This window comes from Pantoea sp. Tr-811 (assembly GCF_011752535.1).
Lineage (GTDB): Bacteria > Pseudomonadota > Gammaproteobacteria > Pseudomonadales > Pseudomonadaceae > Aquipseudomonas.
On the sequence record NZ_VWXJ01000001.1, the window covers coordinates 382115 to 398874 of the forward strand.

Annotated in this window: 14 protein-coding genes; 6 read left to right on the forward strand and 8 right to left on the reverse strand. The window is 63.4% G+C overall.

Features of this window, described 5'->3' with window-relative positions; genetic code table 11:
• Positions 1 to 120: 120 nt before the first annotated feature.
• Complete coding sequence (locus tag F3J44_RS01720) at positions 121 to 1014, reverse strand: dihydrodipicolinate synthase family protein (protein WP_167270246.1); 894 nt, start codon at positions 1012 to 1014, stop codon at positions 121 to 123.
• Positions 1015 to 1045: 31 nt separating this feature from the next.
• A complete protein-coding gene (locus tag F3J44_RS01725; RefSeq protein ID WP_167270248.1) occupies positions 1046 to 1828 on the reverse strand; it encodes an aldolase in 783 nt (260 codons plus the stop codon).
• Between the two features lie 171 nt (positions 1829 to 1999).
• Here F3J44_RS01725 and F3J44_RS01730 point away from each other — a divergent pair, with 171 nt between their 5' ends.
• Positions 2000 to 2524, forward strand: a complete 525-nt coding sequence (locus F3J44_RS01730) for a helix-turn-helix domain-containing protein (protein WP_240158163.1) — start codon at positions 2000 to 2002, stop codon at positions 2522 to 2524.
• Positions 2525 to 2534: 10 nt separating this feature from the next.
• Positions 2535 to 3320: an AraC family transcriptional regulator gene (locus F3J44_RS01735; RefSeq protein WP_167069814.1), complete on the forward strand. Its 786-nt coding sequence runs from the start codon at positions 2535 to 2537 to the stop codon at positions 3318 to 3320.
• Positions 3321 to 3537: 217 nt separating this feature from the next.
• Here F3J44_RS01735 and F3J44_RS01740 read toward each other — a convergent pair whose 3' ends face one another.
• Positions 3538 to 4119 carry a LysE family translocator gene (locus tag F3J44_RS01740; RefSeq protein ID WP_167069812.1) on the reverse strand — a complete coding sequence of 194 codons (582 nt, stop codon included), beginning with the start codon at positions 4117 to 4119 and terminating at the stop codon, positions 3538 to 3540.
• Between the two features lie 191 nt (positions 4120 to 4310).
• On the opposite strand from F3J44_RS01740, the gene F3J44_RS01745 reads away from it, so the two are divergent.
• Together F3J44_RS01745 and F3J44_RS01750 are read left to right on the forward strand one after the other, a co-directional pair.
• A complete protein-coding gene (locus F3J44_RS01745) occupies positions 4311 to 5357 on the forward strand; it encodes a lectin MOA-related protein (protein WP_167270250.1) in 1047 nt (348 codons plus the stop codon).
• Positions 5358 to 5547: 190 nt separating this feature from the next.
• Entirely contained in the window at positions 5548 to 7119 is a 1572-nt protein-coding gene (locus tag F3J44_RS01750) for a TerC family protein (protein WP_167270252.1), read from the forward strand.
• Here F3J44_RS01750 and rarD read toward each other — a convergent pair.
• Positions 7082 to 7969 carry an EamA family transporter RarD gene (gene rarD, locus F3J44_RS01755; RefSeq protein WP_167270254.1) on the reverse strand — a complete coding sequence of 296 codons (888 nt, stop codon included), beginning with the start codon at positions 7967 to 7969 and terminating at the stop codon, positions 7082 to 7084. The genes F3J44_RS01750 and rarD overlap by 38 nt on opposite strands.
• A gap of 35 nt (positions 7970 to 8004) precedes the next feature.
• Positions 8005 to 9591 (reverse strand): EAL domain-containing protein, encoded by a 1587-nt coding sequence (locus F3J44_RS01760; protein ID WP_167270256.1) that lies wholly within the window; start codon positions 9589 to 9591, stop codon positions 8005 to 8007.
• Between the two features lie 302 nt (positions 9592 to 9893).
• On the opposite strand from F3J44_RS01760, the gene hppD reads away from it, so the two are divergent.
• Positions 9894 to 10970, forward strand: coding sequence for a 4-hydroxyphenylpyruvate dioxygenase (gene hppD / locus F3J44_RS01765; protein WP_167069802.1), 1077 nt, complete (start codon positions 9894 to 9896; stop codon positions 10968 to 10970).
• Here the strand turns inward: hppD and F3J44_RS01770 are convergent.
• Together F3J44_RS01770 and F3J44_RS01775 are read right to left on the reverse strand one after the other, a co-directional pair.
• Complete coding sequence (locus F3J44_RS01770) at positions 10967 to 11788, reverse strand: CSS-motif domain-containing protein (protein ID WP_167270258.1); 822 nt, start codon at positions 11786 to 11788, stop codon at positions 10967 to 10969. The two genes, hppD and F3J44_RS01770, sit on opposite strands and share 4 nt — an antisense overlap.
• A 132-nt stretch (positions 11789 to 11920) precedes the next feature.
• Positions 11921 to 12604: a type 1 glutamine amidotransferase domain-containing protein gene (locus F3J44_RS01775; RefSeq protein ID WP_167270261.1), complete on the reverse strand. Its 684-nt coding sequence runs from the start codon at positions 12602 to 12604 to the stop codon at positions 11921 to 11923.
• Between the two features lie 481 nt (positions 12605 to 13085).
• Here F3J44_RS01775 and F3J44_RS01780 point away from each other — a divergent pair, with 481 nt between their 5' ends.
• A complete protein-coding gene (locus tag F3J44_RS01780; protein WP_167270263.1) occupies positions 13086 to 15074 on the forward strand; it encodes a PAS domain-containing sensor histidine kinase in 1989 nt (662 codons plus the stop codon).
• A gap of 6 nt (positions 15075 to 15080) precedes the next feature.
• On the opposite strand, the gene F3J44_RS01785 is transcribed toward F3J44_RS01780, so the two are convergent.
• The gene (locus F3J44_RS01785; protein WP_167069794.1) at positions 15081 to 16685 is read right to left on the reverse strand and encodes a response regulator; all 1605 of its coding nucleotides are present in this window, start codon (positions 16683 to 16685) and stop codon (positions 15081 to 15083) included.
• Positions 16686 to 16760: the final 75 nt, after the last annotated feature.

The following is a 16760-nucleotide window of genomic DNA, read 5'->3' on the forward strand; positions in this document are numbered from 1 at the left end:
CCCAGCGTCGATACTGTTGATGCCTGTAGGAGCGGGCTTGCCCCGCGAAGCAAGCGCCGCGGTACAGGGCACCGGCTTCGCCGGTGTTCGCGGGGCAAGCCCGCTCCTACAAGAGGGGTGTCAGGCCTGGCTGTCGAGGCTTGCCAGCAAACCCGCCAGCGCCGCGCGCCCTGATTCATCCAGCCCGAACACCGGCCGCCGAGGCTCGCCCACCGGCAAACCGGTCAACGCCAGGCCTGCCTTGATGGTAGCGGGCAAGCCACCTTTCAAGATGAAGTCCAGCAACGGCAACTGCCGGTAGAACAACGCTTTCGCCTGCGCCAGGTCACCCGCCAGCACCGCCTGGTACAGCGCCTGGTTCAACGCCGGGATCAGGTTCGGCGCCGCCGTGCACCAGCCCTTGGCCCCGGCCACGAACGCCTCCAGGGCCAGTGGGTTGCAGCCGTTGTAGAACGGCACCTGGCCTTCACCCAGCAGTTGCAGCTTGTGCATGCGCTGGATGTCCCCCGTGCTCTCCTTGACCATGGTCACGTTGGCCACCTCGCGCACGATGCGCAGGATCAGCTCCACCGGCATGTCGGTACCGCTGGTGGCCGGGTTGTTGTAGAGCATGATCGGAATGTCGATGGCGCCGCCGATGGCGCGGTAGTGCTGAAGAATCTCGGCTTCGCTGAGTTTCCAGTAGGCGGCGGGCAGTACCATCACGGCATCGGCGCCATGGGCCTGGGCAAAACGTGCGCGGCGCACCGCACCGGCGGTGGTCAGGTCGGAGACGCTGACGATGCTAGGCACACGCTTGTCGATCTGGGCAAGGCTGTATTCGGCCACCTGCTGCCATTCGCTGTCGCTGAGGTAGGCACCTTCTCCGGTACTGCCCAGCGGGGCGATGGCCTGCACGCCGCCGTCGATCAGGCGGTCGATGGACCGGCCCAGGGCCGGCAGGTCGAGTTGTTCGCCATCAGTGCTGAAAGGGGTGATGGTGTAGCCGATGATGCCATGGAAATCGGTTGTCATTTTATGGGCTCCGCAAGCAAGGCAGTGGGGGTCAGTTCAGGCAGTCGGCGTGGGTGCGCAGGCTCTGCCGGGCAAAATAGTTGAACGCGGCGCTGTGGCGCTTGGGGCGGTCGATCCAATCGTGCGCTTCGCGGCCCAGCGCCGGGTCGATCGGCTTGACGGTGCCCGCCGCCATGGCCAGCAGTTGCAGGCGGGCAGCGCGCTCGATCAGCTGCGCATAGTTGCAGGCCTGCTCGATGCTGCTGCCGGTAGACAGCTGGCCATGGTGCGAGAGCAGGATGGCGCGTTTGTCGCCCAGCGCGGCGCTGATGATCTCGCCTTCCTCGTTACCCACCGGCACGCCTGGCCAGGCTTCAAGGAATGCGCAATCGTCATACAGCGGGCACAGGTCCATGTGCGAAACCACCAGCGGAACTTCGAGCATCGACAGGGCGGCGACGTGGGTCGGGTGCGTGTGGATGATGCAGTTGACATCCGGGCGGGCCCGGTACACCCAACTGTGGAAGCGGTTGGCCGGGTTGGGCATGCCTTGGCCTTCAAGCACCTCCAGGTCCTCGTTGACCAGCAGCAGGTTGCTGGCACTGATCTCGTCGAAACCCAGGCCCAGTTGTTGGGTGTAGAAGGTGCCCGGCTGCGGGCCGCGCGCGCTGATCTGCCCGGCCAGGCCCGAATCGTGGCCGTGGTCGAAGAGAATTCGGCAGGTCAGGGCCAGCTTTTCCCGTACAGTCCACGTATTATCGGCAAGCGAGCCGTGCATCTGTGCCAGTGCTTGCTGAACCAGTTGCTCTTTGCTGTGTGTCAGGGTCTTAGCCATGGGGAGTATCCTCTTTGGCGTTGTGAGCGATGTCGGCGTTGCCCTGTTCCGGTGCTTTGATCGGTAAAGGAATGGGGTTTGGCGTGACACAAATAATCCTATATGACACAAAGTGTCATAAGCAAGTGTGTGGGCCCAGGAAAATCGCTTCGAATGTCTAACCGATTGAAAATGCTTAGAAAAAAACTTGGGGTGACTTTGGAGGCGCTGGCCGAGAAGTCCGGCATGACCAAGAGTTACTTGTCCAAGGTCGAGCGTGGCCTGAACACGCCGTCGATTGCCGCTGCGCTGAAGCTGGCACGGGCGCTGAACGTTCAGGTGGAAGAGTTGTTCGCCGAAGAGCAGCCCGGCCAGAGCCTGTACAGCTTGGTGCGCCAGGGCGAGCGCCAGGCGTTGGTGGGTGATGGCCAAGGCCAGGGCTATGCGGCATTGACCCGCCAGGTGGGCCAGCGCAGCCTGCTGCCGTTTCTGATTCAACCGCCGACCGCGTTCAGCGACCCGACCTTCAAGGAGCACCAGGGCGAGGAGTTCCTGTTTGTCCATGCTGGCCAGGTGGAGGTGGACTTCATGAGCGAGCGGGTCATGTTGCAACAGGGTGACGCCCTGCATTTCAATGCCCAGACACCGCACCGGTTGCGCTCGGTAGGCGAGCAACCGGCGCAGTTGCTGGTGGTGGTGCACGACGGCGGCGAATGAGGGCAGGGCGATGATCGAGGTGTCGCGGTTCTGGCGGGATCCGGCGTTGCCCTTTGTCGAGGCCCGGCGTGTGGGCGATGGGCGCCAGGTGTGCTATGGGCCCCATTCCCATGAGAGTTTTTCCATCGGCCTGGTTACCGGTGGGCGCAGCACCTACCTGAGCGGTGATAACCAGGTTGAGATAAGCGCCGGCAGCACGGTGATGATGAACCCCGGTGTGGTCCATGCCTGCAACCCGATCGCGGGGCAGGGCTGGTCGTACCTGATGTTGTTCGTCGACATGCCTTGGCTGCGGGCGCAGGGTTTTATGTTGCCTGCGCAAACCTTCAGCACCTCGGCCCCATTGTATGGCCGGTTGCTGCGTGTGTTCGCCGACCTGTTCGACAGCGAGGTTGCCGATCGCGAAGCCGGCCTGGCACGGTTTTTCCAGCAGCTCCCTGATTACCTGGAGGCCGTGCCTGCCAAGGCGGACACCGCGCATCCGCAACTGGACAGCGCCGCTGCGTTCATGCGCGCCCACCGCAGCGACCCGCTGAGCCTGGCAGATATCTGCGCGGCCTGCGGCTTGTCCCGTTCCTACCTGATTCGTGCGTTCCGCCAGCGTTTTGGCCTGACGCCCCATGGATACCTGCTGGACCAGCGGGTGCAGCAGGCGCGGGCGCAGCTGCGCAAAGGGCGCGCCATTGCCGAGGTGGCCCTGGAGGCCGGTTTTGCCGACCAGGCGCATTTGCAGCGGGCGTTCAAGCAGCACCTGGCAGCGACGCCGGGGCATTACCGTGATGCCAGCCAGGCGTAACCCAAATGCCCTGTAGGAGATAACCCAGCCCTCGCGGGCTGCGCTGTCCCCGGTAGGAGCGAGCACAGCTCGCGATGGGGCGCGCAGCGGCCCCGGGTCTTCAGCTTCGCAGCTCATCACGCTGGGGCTGCTTTGCAGCCCATCGCGAGCTGCGCTCGCTCCTACAGGGGGCTGTGTTAATCAGATAGTTACGATTTGTTCCATGGGGGCGCCCTGGTCAAAGCACCAGGTACACCGCGCTTGCCACCAGCAACACCGCCAGCCCCCGGTTGAGCAGCCGCACGTACCGTACCTCTCGCAGGTACTGGCGAATCACACTCCCTGCCCACGCCCAGCAGGCCACCGACACAAAGCAGACAGGGGCGTAGATCCACGCAAACAACCACAGTAGCTGCTGCTCACCACCGGTATAGGCGCCCACACCCGCCACCGCCGCCAGCCAGGCCTTGGGGTTGAGCCATTGCATCACGGCGCCCTGCCAGGCCGAAGGCGCAGGCCGTTGCCGTTCGTCACCCAACTGCCCGTCGTCGCTGGCCAGCTTCCACGCCATCCACAGCAGAAAAGCCACGCCTGCCCAATGCAGCGCCACGCCCAGCGCCGGCCAGCGCTGCAGCACTTCATGCAGGCCAAGGCCCACCAGCACCAGCAGCAGGCAAAACCCCAGGGTGGCACCGGCCACATGCCACAGGCTGGCACGCAGCCCGTGGCGGGCGCCGCTGCCCAGGGCGACGATGTTCACCGGGCCAGGGGAAATCGAGGCGGCCAGGGCGAAGGCGGCCATGGAAAGGCTGATGCTCATTGCTGTCACTCCTTGTCGTGTACTGAGCCGCCATCCTGCGGCGCACGGGGGCCGGGCGTATTGAACAATAGTCCCCTGATGGCCAGGCGCACCGAGCAAGCCAGCGCTCGAAAAGGCCAGGAAGGTTTGCCGCCTGACGCCCCGCCACCGTCAGGAACATGCTGCCAGGCCATTTCGAACAGGAGCTGCCCATGCCCATTCACAAACTCGTGGCCAATCAGCCGCACGACCTGAGCACCCCGATCATAGGCCAAGTGATTCCCGCACCTGAACCCGACCCGCCACCGCCAGAGCCGAACCTTTCGGAAAAAAACCAGGCAGCCGGGGAACTCAGCGACGCCTTGCGCCTCAAGCACATCACCGAGGAAGATCGCCTGGCGCTGCGTGACCAGCATGGCCGCTGGCTCTGCGTGCACCGCCGGGGCTATGGCGACTGGGGCTGGGCCTACCTGGGCGACCCGGACACCTACAGCGCTGATATCGTACCGCTGCGCGTGCGAGTGGACAGCGCCCGCAACGAAATGGTCTTGTGCGCTGAGCTCGATGTCCAGGACTGGTCACTGTTCGCCAATGGCGACTCCAGCAAGGGCGAGTATGTGTTCGCGGGCTGGAAAGCTTGGGAAAGCTACCCACACCTGACGTTCAAGGTGGCCATCAGCGGCAATACGGTAGTGAACGAGCAGGAAGTCCCGGCCTTCACCTTGGGCGTGAAGCTTGGTACCTCACGCATGGTCCTGAATGCCCCAGGCGGTTCGTGGGGTTGGCTGAAACTGAGCCCGGTGGCGGAGCTGCCCACTGCGCAGGTCAGCCGCTTCTCGCTGCACAAACTGCTCGTGCCGGTCAGCAAAGTGGCGGCGTTGATCAAGGAAACCTGGCCCGCTATCGACCTGGGCTACCGCCAGTTCGCGGTCGACAGGTACTACGAGGCGATTTCCGACCAGCATGCACGGGCGATTTGGTACAACTCCGGGTTGGCCAGTTACCGCTTCACCCCGGAAGTGTTCGACTGCGACGATTTTTCCCTGGCGTACAAGAGCCAGGCCAGCAAGGATGCCTATGAGCGCAGAGCGCTCTACCCCTACGCCGTAGGCATCGTTTTCGGCAGCAATGACAGGGGCGCCCATTCTGCCAACCTGTTCATCGACCAGCAGGGCCGGTTACGCCTGATCGAGCCGCAAAACCGCAACATTCACCGTGCTTCGGAGTGGAACTACCGACCGTTCTTTGTCATGTTGTAACGGCAGCGGGGGGCTGCTACAGGTTTTGTAATAGTTTTCTGTTATCAAATAAATCGCTTGTCCTTGTAGGATTTTATTCCCTAATTTCATTCAAGGTCACCATGAGCACCTTCGCGGAGCCCCCCAGTCCCCGGCCGTTTCGGCCACTTCCCCTGCGTCTGCGTGACGCGTCCCACGTGAGTACCTGCTAATGGAATGGCTAGCCGATCCCACGGCCTGGCTAGGCCTGTTGACGCTTATCGTCCTTGAGCTGGTGCTGGGTATCGACAACCTGGTGTTCATCGCCATCCTCGCCGACAAGCTGCCGCCCCATCAGCGTGATCGCGCCCGGGTGATCGGCCTGAGCCTGGCGCTGGTCATGCGCCTTGGCCTGCTGGCCAGCATCTCGTGGATGGTCACCCTGACCGCGCCGCTGTTCGAGGTGTTCGGCAAAAGCTTCTCCGGCCGCGACCTGATCATGCTGTTTGGTGGCGTGTTCCTGCTGTTCAAGGCCACGATGGAGCTGCATGAGCGCCTGGAAGGGCATGTGGCCCAGGCCTCCGGCACGGTGCGCCATGCCGCCTTCTGGCCCATCGTCGGGCAGATCGTGGTGCTGGATGCGGTGTTCTCGCTGGACGCGGTGATTACCGCGGTGGGCATGGTCGAGCAATTGTCGGTGATGATGATCGCGGTGATCTTCTCCATCGGCATCATGATCGTGGCCAGCAAGCCGCTGACGCGCTTCGTCAACGCTCACCCAACCGTGATCATGCTGTGCCTGGGCTTCCTGATGATGATCGGCTTCAACCTGACCGCCGAAGGCCTGGGCATGCACATCCCCAAAGGCTACCTGTACGCGGCCATCGGTTTCTCGATCATCGTCGAACTGCTCAACCAGCTGGCCCGTGCCCGCCGCAAGCGCAGCCTGCAGCAGCACAAGCCACTGCGTGAGCGCACCGCCCATGCCGTGCTGCGCCTGCTGGGCGGGCGCCGGGTCGAGGCCGACGAGGTGGGCGAAGAAATCGCCGACCTGGTCGAAGGGGGCGAGGAGCAGGTGCTGTTCGACCGCCGCGAGCGGGTCATGATCAGCGGCGTGCTGAATTTGGCCGAGCGGCCGATCCGCACGGTGATGACTGCCCGCGCCGAAGTCGACGTGATCGACCTGGCGCAACCGGCCCAGGCCATCACCGAAGCCTTGGCCAACTCCGCCTACTCGCGCCTGCCGCTGATCCGCGATGGGCGCATCGACGAACCCTTGGGCTTCGTGCACAAGAAAGAGCTGCTCAAGGAAATTCTGTCAGGTGCCCAGCCGGACCTGGAGCGGATGGTCCAGGCACCGTTGAACCTGCTGGAGAGCTTCAGCATTCTCAACGCCCTGGAACAAATGCGCGGCCAATCGACCCACATTGCTTTCGTGGTCAACGAATTCGGTGACTTTACCGGCCTGCTGACCATGACCGACATCCTTGAGTCGATCGCCGGCGAGTTGCCAGATGCCAGCGAGGTGGAAGGCCCGGCGGTGGTCGAGGAGGGCGGCAGCTTCGTGGTCAGTGGCGCCCTGAACCTTGGCCAGGTGCAGGCGCGAACTGGCTTCAGCGCCCGCCCCACCGAGGATTACCAGACCCTCGCGGGCCTGGTGATGAGCTTGCTGGACCGCTTGCCAGTGGTGGGTGACCGCCTGGCCTGGAACGGCTGGAACATGACCGTGGTGGCGGTGGAAGAGCGCCGTGTCAGGCAGGTACGCCTTACACCGAGCGGCGAAGCTGACGCAGCAGGTGCTTGAAGCCTTCGAGCACCAGCACCAGCACGGCGGCCCAGATCGGCAGGTAGGTCAGCCACTGGTCCGGGCCGATGGTTTCGCCCAGCAGCAGGGCCACGCCCACCAGCAGCACCGGCTCAACGTAGCTGAGCAGGCCGAACAGGCTGAACGGCAACAGGCGGCTGGCCAGCACGTAGGCGATCAGCGCCGAGGCACTGATCGCCCCCAGCACCGGGATCAAGCCGTACAGCCCCGGGTGCGCCTGCAGGTCGGCGGCTGACAGCGGCCCGGTGGCCACGAAGTACAGCGCCCAGGGCAGCAACAGGCACATGTCGCACCACAGGCCACCCAGGTGGTCGGTGCGGCAGCGCCGGCGCAGCACGAAGTAGATCGGGTAGCCGATCATCACCAGCAGGGTTTCCCAAGCAAAACTGCCATGTTGGTAGAGTTCGTGCCCCACGCCCAGCGCGGCGCAGCTTACCGCCACCTTCTGCAGGCGCGACAGGCGCTCGCCGTACACCAGCCGGCCAGTCAGCACCATTGCCAGTGGCAGCAGGAAATACCCCATCGACACTTCCAGGCTGCGGCCGTGCAGCGGCGCCCAGAGGAACAGCCACAGCTGCACGCCCATCAACCAGGAAGTGCCGACCATACCCAACAACAGCACAGGCGTCTGGCGCACCCGCGCCAGCAGCTCGCCGACGCGCTTGAAATCCTTGCTCACCAGCATGAACAGGGTCAGGCAGGGCAGGGTCAGCAGCGTGCGCCAGCCAAAGATCTCTTCGCCGTCCAGCGGCGCGAGCAGAGAGGTATAGAAGTACATCACAGCGAACAAGCAGGACGCCATGACCGACGAAATAATGCCTTTTGACACGAATGCCTCGGATAACGGGGGAGTGAGCGGATAAGTCAGCCGCGCATGATCTCAGGGGGCGCGCCTTGCGGCAACCGCGCAGCACCCGGCTGGGCGGCCAGGGCCTGCAGAAAGGCATCTGCCGGCATTGGCCGGCCGAACAGGTAGCCTTGCTGGAAGTCCACCCCGTGCTGGGCCAGGTAGTCGCGCTGCACCTCGGTTTCCACACCCTCGGCGACGATACCCAGGCCCAGCTTGGCAGACAGCTCGATGATGCTGTCGAGAATATGCTGTGACAGGGCATCGCCGCCGATCATGGCGACGAAGCTTTGGTCGATCTTCAGGTAGTCAACCTTGAACTGGCGCAGGTAGTTGAGGCTCGACTGGCCGGTGCCGAAGTCGTCCAGGGCGATCATCACGCCCATGGCATGGAGCTTTTCGAACAACTCCAGGGCAATGGGCGTGGGTTCGATCAGCTTGCGTTCGGTCAGCTCCAGGGTCAGCCGCACGCGGCCGGGCGGGAAGTGCTGGAGGAAGGTCTGGCAGTCGTCGAGCAGGGTCAGGTCGCGGCAATGGTCGGCGGTGATGTTGACGCCGATGTGGAAGCCGTCCTCCAGCAGCGCCGTGTACGGCGCCAGGCTCTGCGCGGTATGCAGCATCAACGCCCGGGTCATGGCGACGATCTGCCCGCTGTGTTCGGCGTAGGGGATGAACAGGTCGGGGCGCACCAGGCCCTCGCGCGGGTGGTTCCAGCGCATCAGCACTTCGGCACCGGCCCAGCGATAATCGCCCTTGCGCACCACCGGCTGGAAGTAGGGCAGGAACTCATCGGCCTCCAGCGCCCGCTGCAGCTCGGCGCTGGGCGAACTGGCGCGACGGATCTGCCAGCGGCATACGCCCGCGGCGACAACGCCCAGCACCAGCAACAGGCTGAGCAGCGCCGGGTACTGGCTGCGCAGCAGCTGTGCCGGTTTGTCGGCGGCGTAGCCACCGTGCACGCTGAACGGGTAACGGGTCGAGCCCAGGGTCACGTCGGCCGTGGCCGCCGGGGCTGGGGCCCCGGCATGGACCCTGCCATCCTGGCCCAGCCAGGCATTGCCCACCCGCAGTTGCAGCTGCTCGTTGGGGCCGATCAGGCGCAGGGCAGTCACCAGGTGGTCGCCATCGACGGTGCTGATGGCGCCACGGGCACCGTCGCTGAGGCGATAAACCAGCAAGGGGTGGCCAGGGGTTACCGAGTTGCCGTCCATCAACCACAGGTGGCCGTCGGTGTAGTCGTTGGCGTCGACCGGTTCGTCGAAATCGCCGAACAGCGACGAGCAATACAGCGTGTTGTCGCGGAACAGGTTGGTCGAACGCACGAAGGCGTTGCGCGTCACCTGGCTGCGCAGGGTCAGTTGGGCGGGCTCGCAAGGGCTGCCGGCCAGTGGCAATAGCACCTGGGCGGCGTTGGCGAGGTTGTCGAGAATATGTTCCACATGTTCCACCACCTGCCGCGTGGTGGCCTGGCTGCTGGCGCGCAGCTCGCGCTCGATCTGCCAGTGCATCACCGTGAGGCCGCAGGCCACCGGCAGGATGCCAACGACCCAGGGCAATAGGCTGCGCCAGCTCAATCGGGCTGGGCGTTTTACCGTAAGGGGCATGCTGGCCTAGTCTTGATGAGGGTTACTGTGCAGAGGATAGCCGTTTGCCAGCCCTGGCAACCAACAAAAACGCGACAAAGTAATTTACGCAATGTAGAATCGGTTTACGAATAAAACAATAAGCCCCTTCCCACGCGAAGGGACAACCCCACCGAGAATGGGTCCATATGACATACCATGGGTTCAAGCTGATCATTGGTGACTTCCTCGCCCGCAGCGTGCGCGGTATCCCGTGCTCACCGCCATCGTCCTTCCACATCCCGCGTATTCACTAATATTTCGCTGCAGATGAGGACACGAACATGGCTGATATCTTCGACAATCCAATGGGCCTGATGGGCTTCGAATTCATTGAACTGGCTTCTCCCACCCCAGGTGTGCTTGAGCCGGTGTTCCAGATACTTGGCTTCACCAAGGTAGCCACCCACCGTTCCAAGGATGTGCACCTGTATCGCCAGGGCGGCATCAACCTGATCCTCAACAACGAACCCAAAAGCATCGCCTCGTATTTCGCCGCCGAACATGGGCCATCGGTGTGTGGCATGGCCTTCCGTGTGCGCAACGCCCATGAAGCCTACGCCCGCGCCCTGGAACTGGGCGCCCAGCCGGTGGACATCGAAACCGGCCCGATGGAACTGCGCCTGCCGGCCATCAAGGGCATTGGCGGCGCGCCGCTGTACTTGATCGACCGTTACGAAGAAGGCAGCTCGATCTACGACATCGACTTCAATTTCATTGAAGGCGTTGACCGCAACCCGGTTGGGGCGGGCCTGAAAATCATCGACCACCTGACCCACAACGTGTATCGCGGGCGCATGGCCTACTGGGCCGGGTTCTACGAGAAACTGTTCAACTTCCGCGAAATCCGCTACTTCGACATCAAGGGTGAGTACACCGGCCTTACCTCCAAGGCCATGACCGCACCGGATGGCATGATTCGCATCCCGCTCAACGAAGAGTCGTCCAAGGGCGCTGGCCAGATCGAAGAGTTCCTGATGCAATTCAACGGTGAGGGCATTCAGCACGTCGCCTTCCTGACCGATGACTTGCTCAAGACGTGGGACGCGCTCAAGGGCTTGGGCATGCGCTTCATGACCGCACCGCCGCAAACCTACTATGAAATGCTCGAAGAGCGCTTGCCGGGCCACGGTGAGCCGGTCGACCAACTGCAGGCCCGCGGCATTCTGCTCGACGGCGCCTCGGAACCGGGCGACCAGCGCCTGCTGTTGCAGATTTTCTCGGAAACCCTGCTTGGGCCGGTGTTCTTCGAGTTCATCCAGCGCAAGGGCGATGACGGCTTTGGCGAGGGCAACTTCAAGGCGCTGTTCGAGTCGATTGAGCGCGATCAGGTTCGCCGTGGCGTGCTGAACGCCGACTAAGCGTTACGTGCCGCCGTCAGTGGGCGGCGGTACATACCGCGGTTGCCGCGCAGTTTGAACAGCCCCCAGTAGGCGATGGCGCCGGTCGTGACTCCGATCAGTGAAAGGGCGGGCAGCAGCTGCTTCATGGTCTGGCGCGCTTCACGCGCGGCATAACCTTCTGCATAACCTGCCTTGACCACGTAGCCATACTTCGCCGAAACCCCCTTTTTGAAGTACTCCACCTGTGATGGACGTTCGGCATCGCGGCTGTCGCCGTCGGACCAGATGTACTGGTCGCCGAACTCCAGCACGATCGTCAGGCCTGTGCGAAACGCCCGCAGCTCATTGCGCAGGATCAGGTCGTAGGTCGTTGCAATGACGCCCTGGCTGTTTTCGCGCAATTGGTAGGCGAGCAGCACCGATTCGGGCATTGAAGGTGGGTTTAGTAAAAGGCCGAAGGCTTGGTTCGCGTCTTCAAGTTTGCTATGGATCATATGACGGGTTTGTTTGGAGCTGCAGTACACCTGGCTGCCTTCGGTCAATGCCAGTGACCGAAGGTGCGGGGCTTTTACCACCTGATCGACCAGGCGGCCCCGCACGCCCTCGCATGCCCTACCGGCCAACGGCAGCGCCGTGAGCGCCGAGGCGTGAATGCGGTCGAGTGCCAAGTCCACGGAATAAATGGCTTCTTGCACCGAATCCTGGGCAATGCCCTCAAGCTTTTTGGCTTGCTGGTACTCCATGACCAGGAGCCCTGACCCCACGGGCAGCGAACTGATAGCCAGTATCAACACCAGCTTCATTGCGCCGTAGCCTGTATTTCTCATTCTGGACATGAGCAACGCTCCATTGGACCGATTTGCCCGTGGTGGGCAGTCGAATGGAGAGCCTACGGATCAAGCTTCACGGCTACTGTCATCCTAGGCCGTGAAGGGCGTGGGATTAGCAATACCCGCTCGTAGGAGCCGTTACTTTTGCAGCGCCTGGAGCACCCGTTCGGCCAGCGCACCGGTCGAGGCGGGATTCTGGCCCGTGAACAGCCGGCCATCGCCGACCACGAAAGGTTTCCACGGATCATCGTCCTTGCTGTAGTGCCCGCCGCGGGCCACTAGCTCGTTTTCGGTCAGAAAGGGTACCACTTTGTCCAGCTCGATCAGCTTCTCCTCGGTATTGGAGAAACCGGTCACCTGGCGGTCCTTGAGCAGCAGGCTGTTGTCGCTGAGCTTGATGTTCAGCAGGCCGGCCACACCGTGGCACACGGCAGCGACGATGCCGTTGCGTTCGAAGATTTTGCGCGCCAGTTCCTGCAGGGGGGCGTTGTCGGGGAAGTCGAACATCACGCCATGGCCGCCGGTGTAGTAGATGGCGTCGTAGTCTTCGGCCTTGACCCGGCCGGGGCTCAAAGTAGCGCCCAGGCGGCTCATGAAGGCCTGGTCGTCATACCATTGCCAGTCCAGGTCAGGCGCCATCTGCAGGCTGTGCGGGTCGATCGGCACGTAGCCGCCGTTGGGGCTGACGAAATCCACGGCGTACCCGGCTTTTTGCACCGGCTCGACAAAATGCACCGCTTCCCCCAGCCACAGGCCCGTTGCCCGCTTCAGGGAGGGATACTTGGCCGTGTTGGTGACCACTACCAGAATTTTCTTGCTCATCACCACGCTCCTATGGAACAAATCGTATCTATCTGATTTAACAGGCATTTCTGTAGGAGCGGGCTTGCCCCGCGAACACCGGCGCCATACACCGAGCCGCTTGCTTCGCGGGGCAAGCCCGCTCCTACAGAGGATGGCTGTGCCCCTGCGCGACAGCGCAGCCCGCAGGGCTGAGCCATCTCCCATCAGCAGTTGAGGGGACAGTCGTTCCATGGCGCGGGAAAAACCTCATCAGCATAGCTGCCGATAGCGCGCGCGCCATGCGGCGGTGGGCGCTGTGCTAGTGTTGCTCGAAGCAGCTTCGAGATCCGGGGTTCGTGCCCCAGGGTGGGGGAGGCCCCACGCCGTGCAGCCGAAGATGCGCGAAACGGATTTTCCCCTGGGCAACGCTGGAGTCACGAGATTGGTCGCCAGGCACACCCCACACGTGCGCTCGCCCTCGGGCGGGCGCCACGACAGCTCCCGCACCACGAGGGGCGGCATGGGCGAGCTCATTGCCCAGCATGACTGGAGCACGACCAGCCTTGGGCCGTTGCCGCAATGGCGTGCTTCACTGCGCATCGCGGTCGACATGATGCTGATGTCGCCGTTTCCCAGCGCTGTGGTGTGGGGCCCCGACATGACGGTTATCCATAATGCCGGTTACCTGGCGCTGCTCGACAGCCCCGGCCCGGTGCTGGGCCAGCACTTCGATACGCTGTGGCAGCAGCATTGGCAGAGCATCGGGCCGTGGGTGTACAAAGCCTTGGGCGGCAGCGCCAATTTTGTCGAGGCGCAACCCGTGCTGATTGCATCGCCGAACGCCGTTGGGCCTGCCTGGTATGCCTTCAGTTATACGCCCATTCGTGACGAAATGAATGAAGTCGCAGGGTTTCTGCACACGGTGATCGATACCACCGACAGCGTCGATGCGCACGCCCGCTGGCGCGACCAGGCGCTGGCCTTCGAAGGGCAGATCCACCGCTACATGGCCGACCGCGAGCAGATGTGGAAGTTGTCGCGCGACGCCATGCTGGTAGTCACCACCGACCTTAAGATCCAGGCCGCAAACCCTGCCTGGCAGCGGATTCTTGGTTGGCAGGAGGACCAGGTGCGCGACACCTCGATCCTGGCGTTGGTACACCCGGCGGACCGGGCCGAAGTGGAAGTGGCGGCGCTCGAATTCACCCGTGGCGAGGGCGCCGGCCAGCTGGAAACCCGCCTGCGCCATGCGGACGGCCACTACCGTTGGTTCAACTGGACGGCCAACTTCGATGGTTTGCTGCTGACCGCCGTTGGCCGGGATATCAGTGCCGAGCGCGAAGAGGCCCAGCGCCATTCCCAGGAATGGCTGCGTGACGCGCAGCGCCTGGAATCGGTCGGCCAGCTGGCAGGGGGCATGGCCCATGAAATGAACAACCTGTTGTCGGGCATCGCCGGAAGCCTTGAAATGCTGCAGCGGCGCATTGCCCAGGGGCGCACGGAGCGCATCGAGCACTATGTGGAGCTGGCCAGTGATTCGGTGCAGCGTGCCATGAACCTCACCCATCGGCTGCTGACCTTCTCCCGCTACCAGCCGCTGGCGCCCAAGGTACTTGAACTGAACCGGCAACTGACCGATATGGGTTCGTTGCTGCAGCAGGCCCTAGGGGCCGAAATGCGCCTGATCTGGGAGCTGGACGTACAGCCCTGGGCGGTTTTCCTGGACGCCAGCCAGCTGGAGAATGCCCTGGTCAACCTGTGCGCCAATGCCCGTGAGGCGTGCCTGGGCTGTGGCGAGCTGACGATCCGCACCATCAACCGGCGCCTGGCCACCCCGTTTCCAGATGGCAACGGCTTGCCGCCGGGTGACTACGTGGCCCTGGAAGTACTGGACACTGGCCATGGCATGCCGGCCCAGGACATCGCCAAGGCCTTCGAGCCGTTTTTCACCACCAAGCCCATGGGGCGTGGCTTGGGCTTGGGCTTGTCGATGGTGTATGGCTTTGTCGGGCAGTCCGGTGGCCATGTCTGGATCGAGTCGACACCTGGGCAGGGGACAGTGGTCAGCCTGTTGTTTCCGCGCAGCTTCGAAGAGGTCGTGCAGGCGCCTGCCGTGCAAGCCCCGGCGATCTCATTGGCCAGTGGCCAACGCCTGTTGTTGGTGGACGATGAGTTCAACCTGCGCACCCTGATGCGCGAATACCTGCGTGAGCGCGGCTTCGAAGTGTTTGACGTGGCCGACGCCAACACTGCCATGCAGCGTTTCCAGCACGCAGGGCCCTTCGACCTGGTCATCACCGACATTGGCTTGCCTGGCGGGTTCAGCGGCCGCCAGTTGGCCAGGACGATGCGCATGCTCGAACCCTCGCAGAAAATCCTGTTCATCACCGGCTACACCGAGCAACCCTTGGAAGCGCAATTGCTGGAAAGCCCGGGTACGGCGCTGATGCTCAAGCCGTTTCAGCTGCAAAGCCTGGCCAACCAGGCACTGCTGATGGTGAAGGGCTGAGGGGCCTCAGGCCTTGCCCAGTATCTGCGCCACCTGGGCCTGCAATTGCGCAAGTTCGAAGGGCTTGCAGATCAGTTGCATGCCAGGGTCGAGGAAACCTTCGCGGGCCATGGCGGTTTCCGAATAGCCGGTAATGAACAGCACGGGCAGTTGCGGGCGCAGGGTGCGGGCGATTTCCGCCAGTTGCCGCCCATTCATGCCAGGCAGGCCAACATCGCTCAGCAGCAGGTCGACCGGCTGGGCCGAGCGCAGCCACTGCAGGGCCTCATCGGCGTTGGCAGTACTGCGGCAGGACAAGCCGTCTTCTTCCAGGGCCTGGCACAGCAACTGGCGCACATGCGGGTCATCCTCGACCACCAGCACGTTGTGCCCGTTGCCGCTGGGCCGCGGGCTTGGCGTAGGCAAAGGCGCTCGTGGCGCATCCAGGTGCCGCGGCAGGTACAGGTCCACCCGGGTGCCCTGGCCAATCTGGCTGTTCAGTACCACATGGCCATGGGACTGTTTGCTGAAGCCATACACCATCGACAGGCCCAGGCCGATGCCCTGGCCGACTGGCTTGGTGCTGAAGAAGGGCTCGAAAGCATGTTCCAAGGTGCTTTGCGACATGCCCTGGCCTTCGTCGATGACGCTCAGGCATGCGTAGTCCCCACCGGCCAGGGTAGCGCCGCTGAACTGCTGGTCACTGACCTGCCGGTTGTTGCCCTCGACGCGCACCAGGCCGCCGTTGGGCATGGCTTCGCAGGCGTTGAGCAGCAGGTTGTCCAGCGCTTCCTGCAGTTGGCTGTCGTCGGCCTGCACTGGCCAGAGGTCTTCGGCCAACGATACGTTCAGTACCACCTGGTGGAGCATCTGGCCTTGCAGGCGTGGCGCCTGCAGCAGTGCGTGCAGGTCGATGCGCTGGCTGTGCAGTGACTGCCGGGAGGAAAACGCCAACAACCGGTGGGTCAGCCGTGCTGCGCGGGCTACCGCTTCCTGGCCGCGCTTGAGGATGCCGTCCAAGCCGTCGCTGCGCCCCTGTTTCAGGCGCCGGTCGATCAATTCGAAGCTGCCGCCGATGCTGGTCAGCAGGTTGTTGAAATCGTGGGCCACACCACCGGCCAACTGGCCGATGGCTTCCATCTTGCGGGTTTGGTACAGCGCAAGCTCCGTGGCGTGGTCCGCCTGGCTGCGGGCATCCAGGCGCTGTTGCAGGTTGAATAACTGGGCGCGGGCCAGGTACTGCCGGCGCCGGTGGCGCAGCGCCAGGTGAATCAACGGCAACAGGTCCTCGGTATGGAAAGGCATGCACAGCAAGGTCAGGTTGCCCAGCGCATGGTCGGTGGGCGAGACGACGGCTGCCTGGGTTTGGGTCAGCAGCACGATGGGCAGGTCCGACCAGCTGGGTTGGCTGGCGATGAAGCCTTGCAGGTGCTCGGCCGCGCCGTTTTCCAGGGCCTGTTCGGCGATGATGGCCAGGCCCGCGCCCTCGCTCAGGCATGCCTGCAGGTTAGTGATATCACTGGCGCACAGGCAGTCGATACCTGCATCGCTCAGCATCTGCGAAGTGGTGATGGCGAGCGGGGCAGGTGCCAGAATCAGCGCACGTTCGTCCAGCGACAACGAGCTGGCCAAGGGGGATCTCCTGTAGCGCGCATGGCCGAAAGGGGGCCATGCCTTCAGTGGTCCGTTATCCACTGGACCACAGGC

Coding starts and splice junctions, on each gene's coding strand:
- F3J44_RS01720 (WP_167270246.1), bottom strand. CDS start 1,014: ATGACAACCGATTTCCATGGCATCATCGGCTACACCATCACCCCTTTC.
- F3J44_RS01725 (WP_167270248.1), bottom strand. CDS start 1,828: ATGGCTAAGACCCTGACACACAGCAAAGAGCAACTGGTTCAGCAAGCA.
- F3J44_RS01730 (WP_240158163.1), top strand. CDS start 2,000: ATGCTTAGAAAAAAACTTGGGGTGACTTTGGAGGCGCTGGCCGAGAAG.
- F3J44_RS01735 (WP_167069814.1), top strand. CDS start 2,535: ATGATCGAGGTGTCGCGGTTCTGGCGGGATCCGGCGTTGCCCTTTGTC.
- F3J44_RS01740 (WP_167069812.1), bottom strand. CDS start 4,119: ATGAGCATCAGCCTTTCCATGGCCGCCTTCGCCCTGGCCGCCTCGATT.
- F3J44_RS01745 (WP_167270250.1), top strand. CDS start 4,311: ATGCCCATTCACAAACTCGTGGCCAATCAGCCGCACGACCTGAGCACC.
- F3J44_RS01750 (WP_167270252.1), top strand. CDS start 5,548: ATGGAATGGCTAGCCGATCCCACGGCCTGGCTAGGCCTGTTGACGCTT.
- F3J44_RS01760 (WP_167270256.1), bottom strand. CDS start 9,591: ATGCCCCTTACGGTAAAACGCCCAGCCCGATTGAGCTGGCGCAGCCTA.
- hppD (WP_167069802.1), top strand. CDS start 9,894: ATGGCTGATATCTTCGACAATCCAATGGGCCTGATGGGCTTCGAATTC.
- F3J44_RS01770 (WP_167270258.1), bottom strand. CDS start 11,788: ATGTCCAGAATGAGAAATACAGGCTACGGCGCAATGAAGCTGGTGTTG.
- F3J44_RS01775 (WP_167270261.1), bottom strand. CDS start 12,604: ATGAGCAAGAAAATTCTGGTAGTGGTCACCAACACGGCCAAGTATCCC.
- F3J44_RS01780 (WP_167270263.1), top strand. CDS start 13,086: ATGGGCGAGCTCATTGCCCAGCATGACTGGAGCACGACCAGCCTTGGG.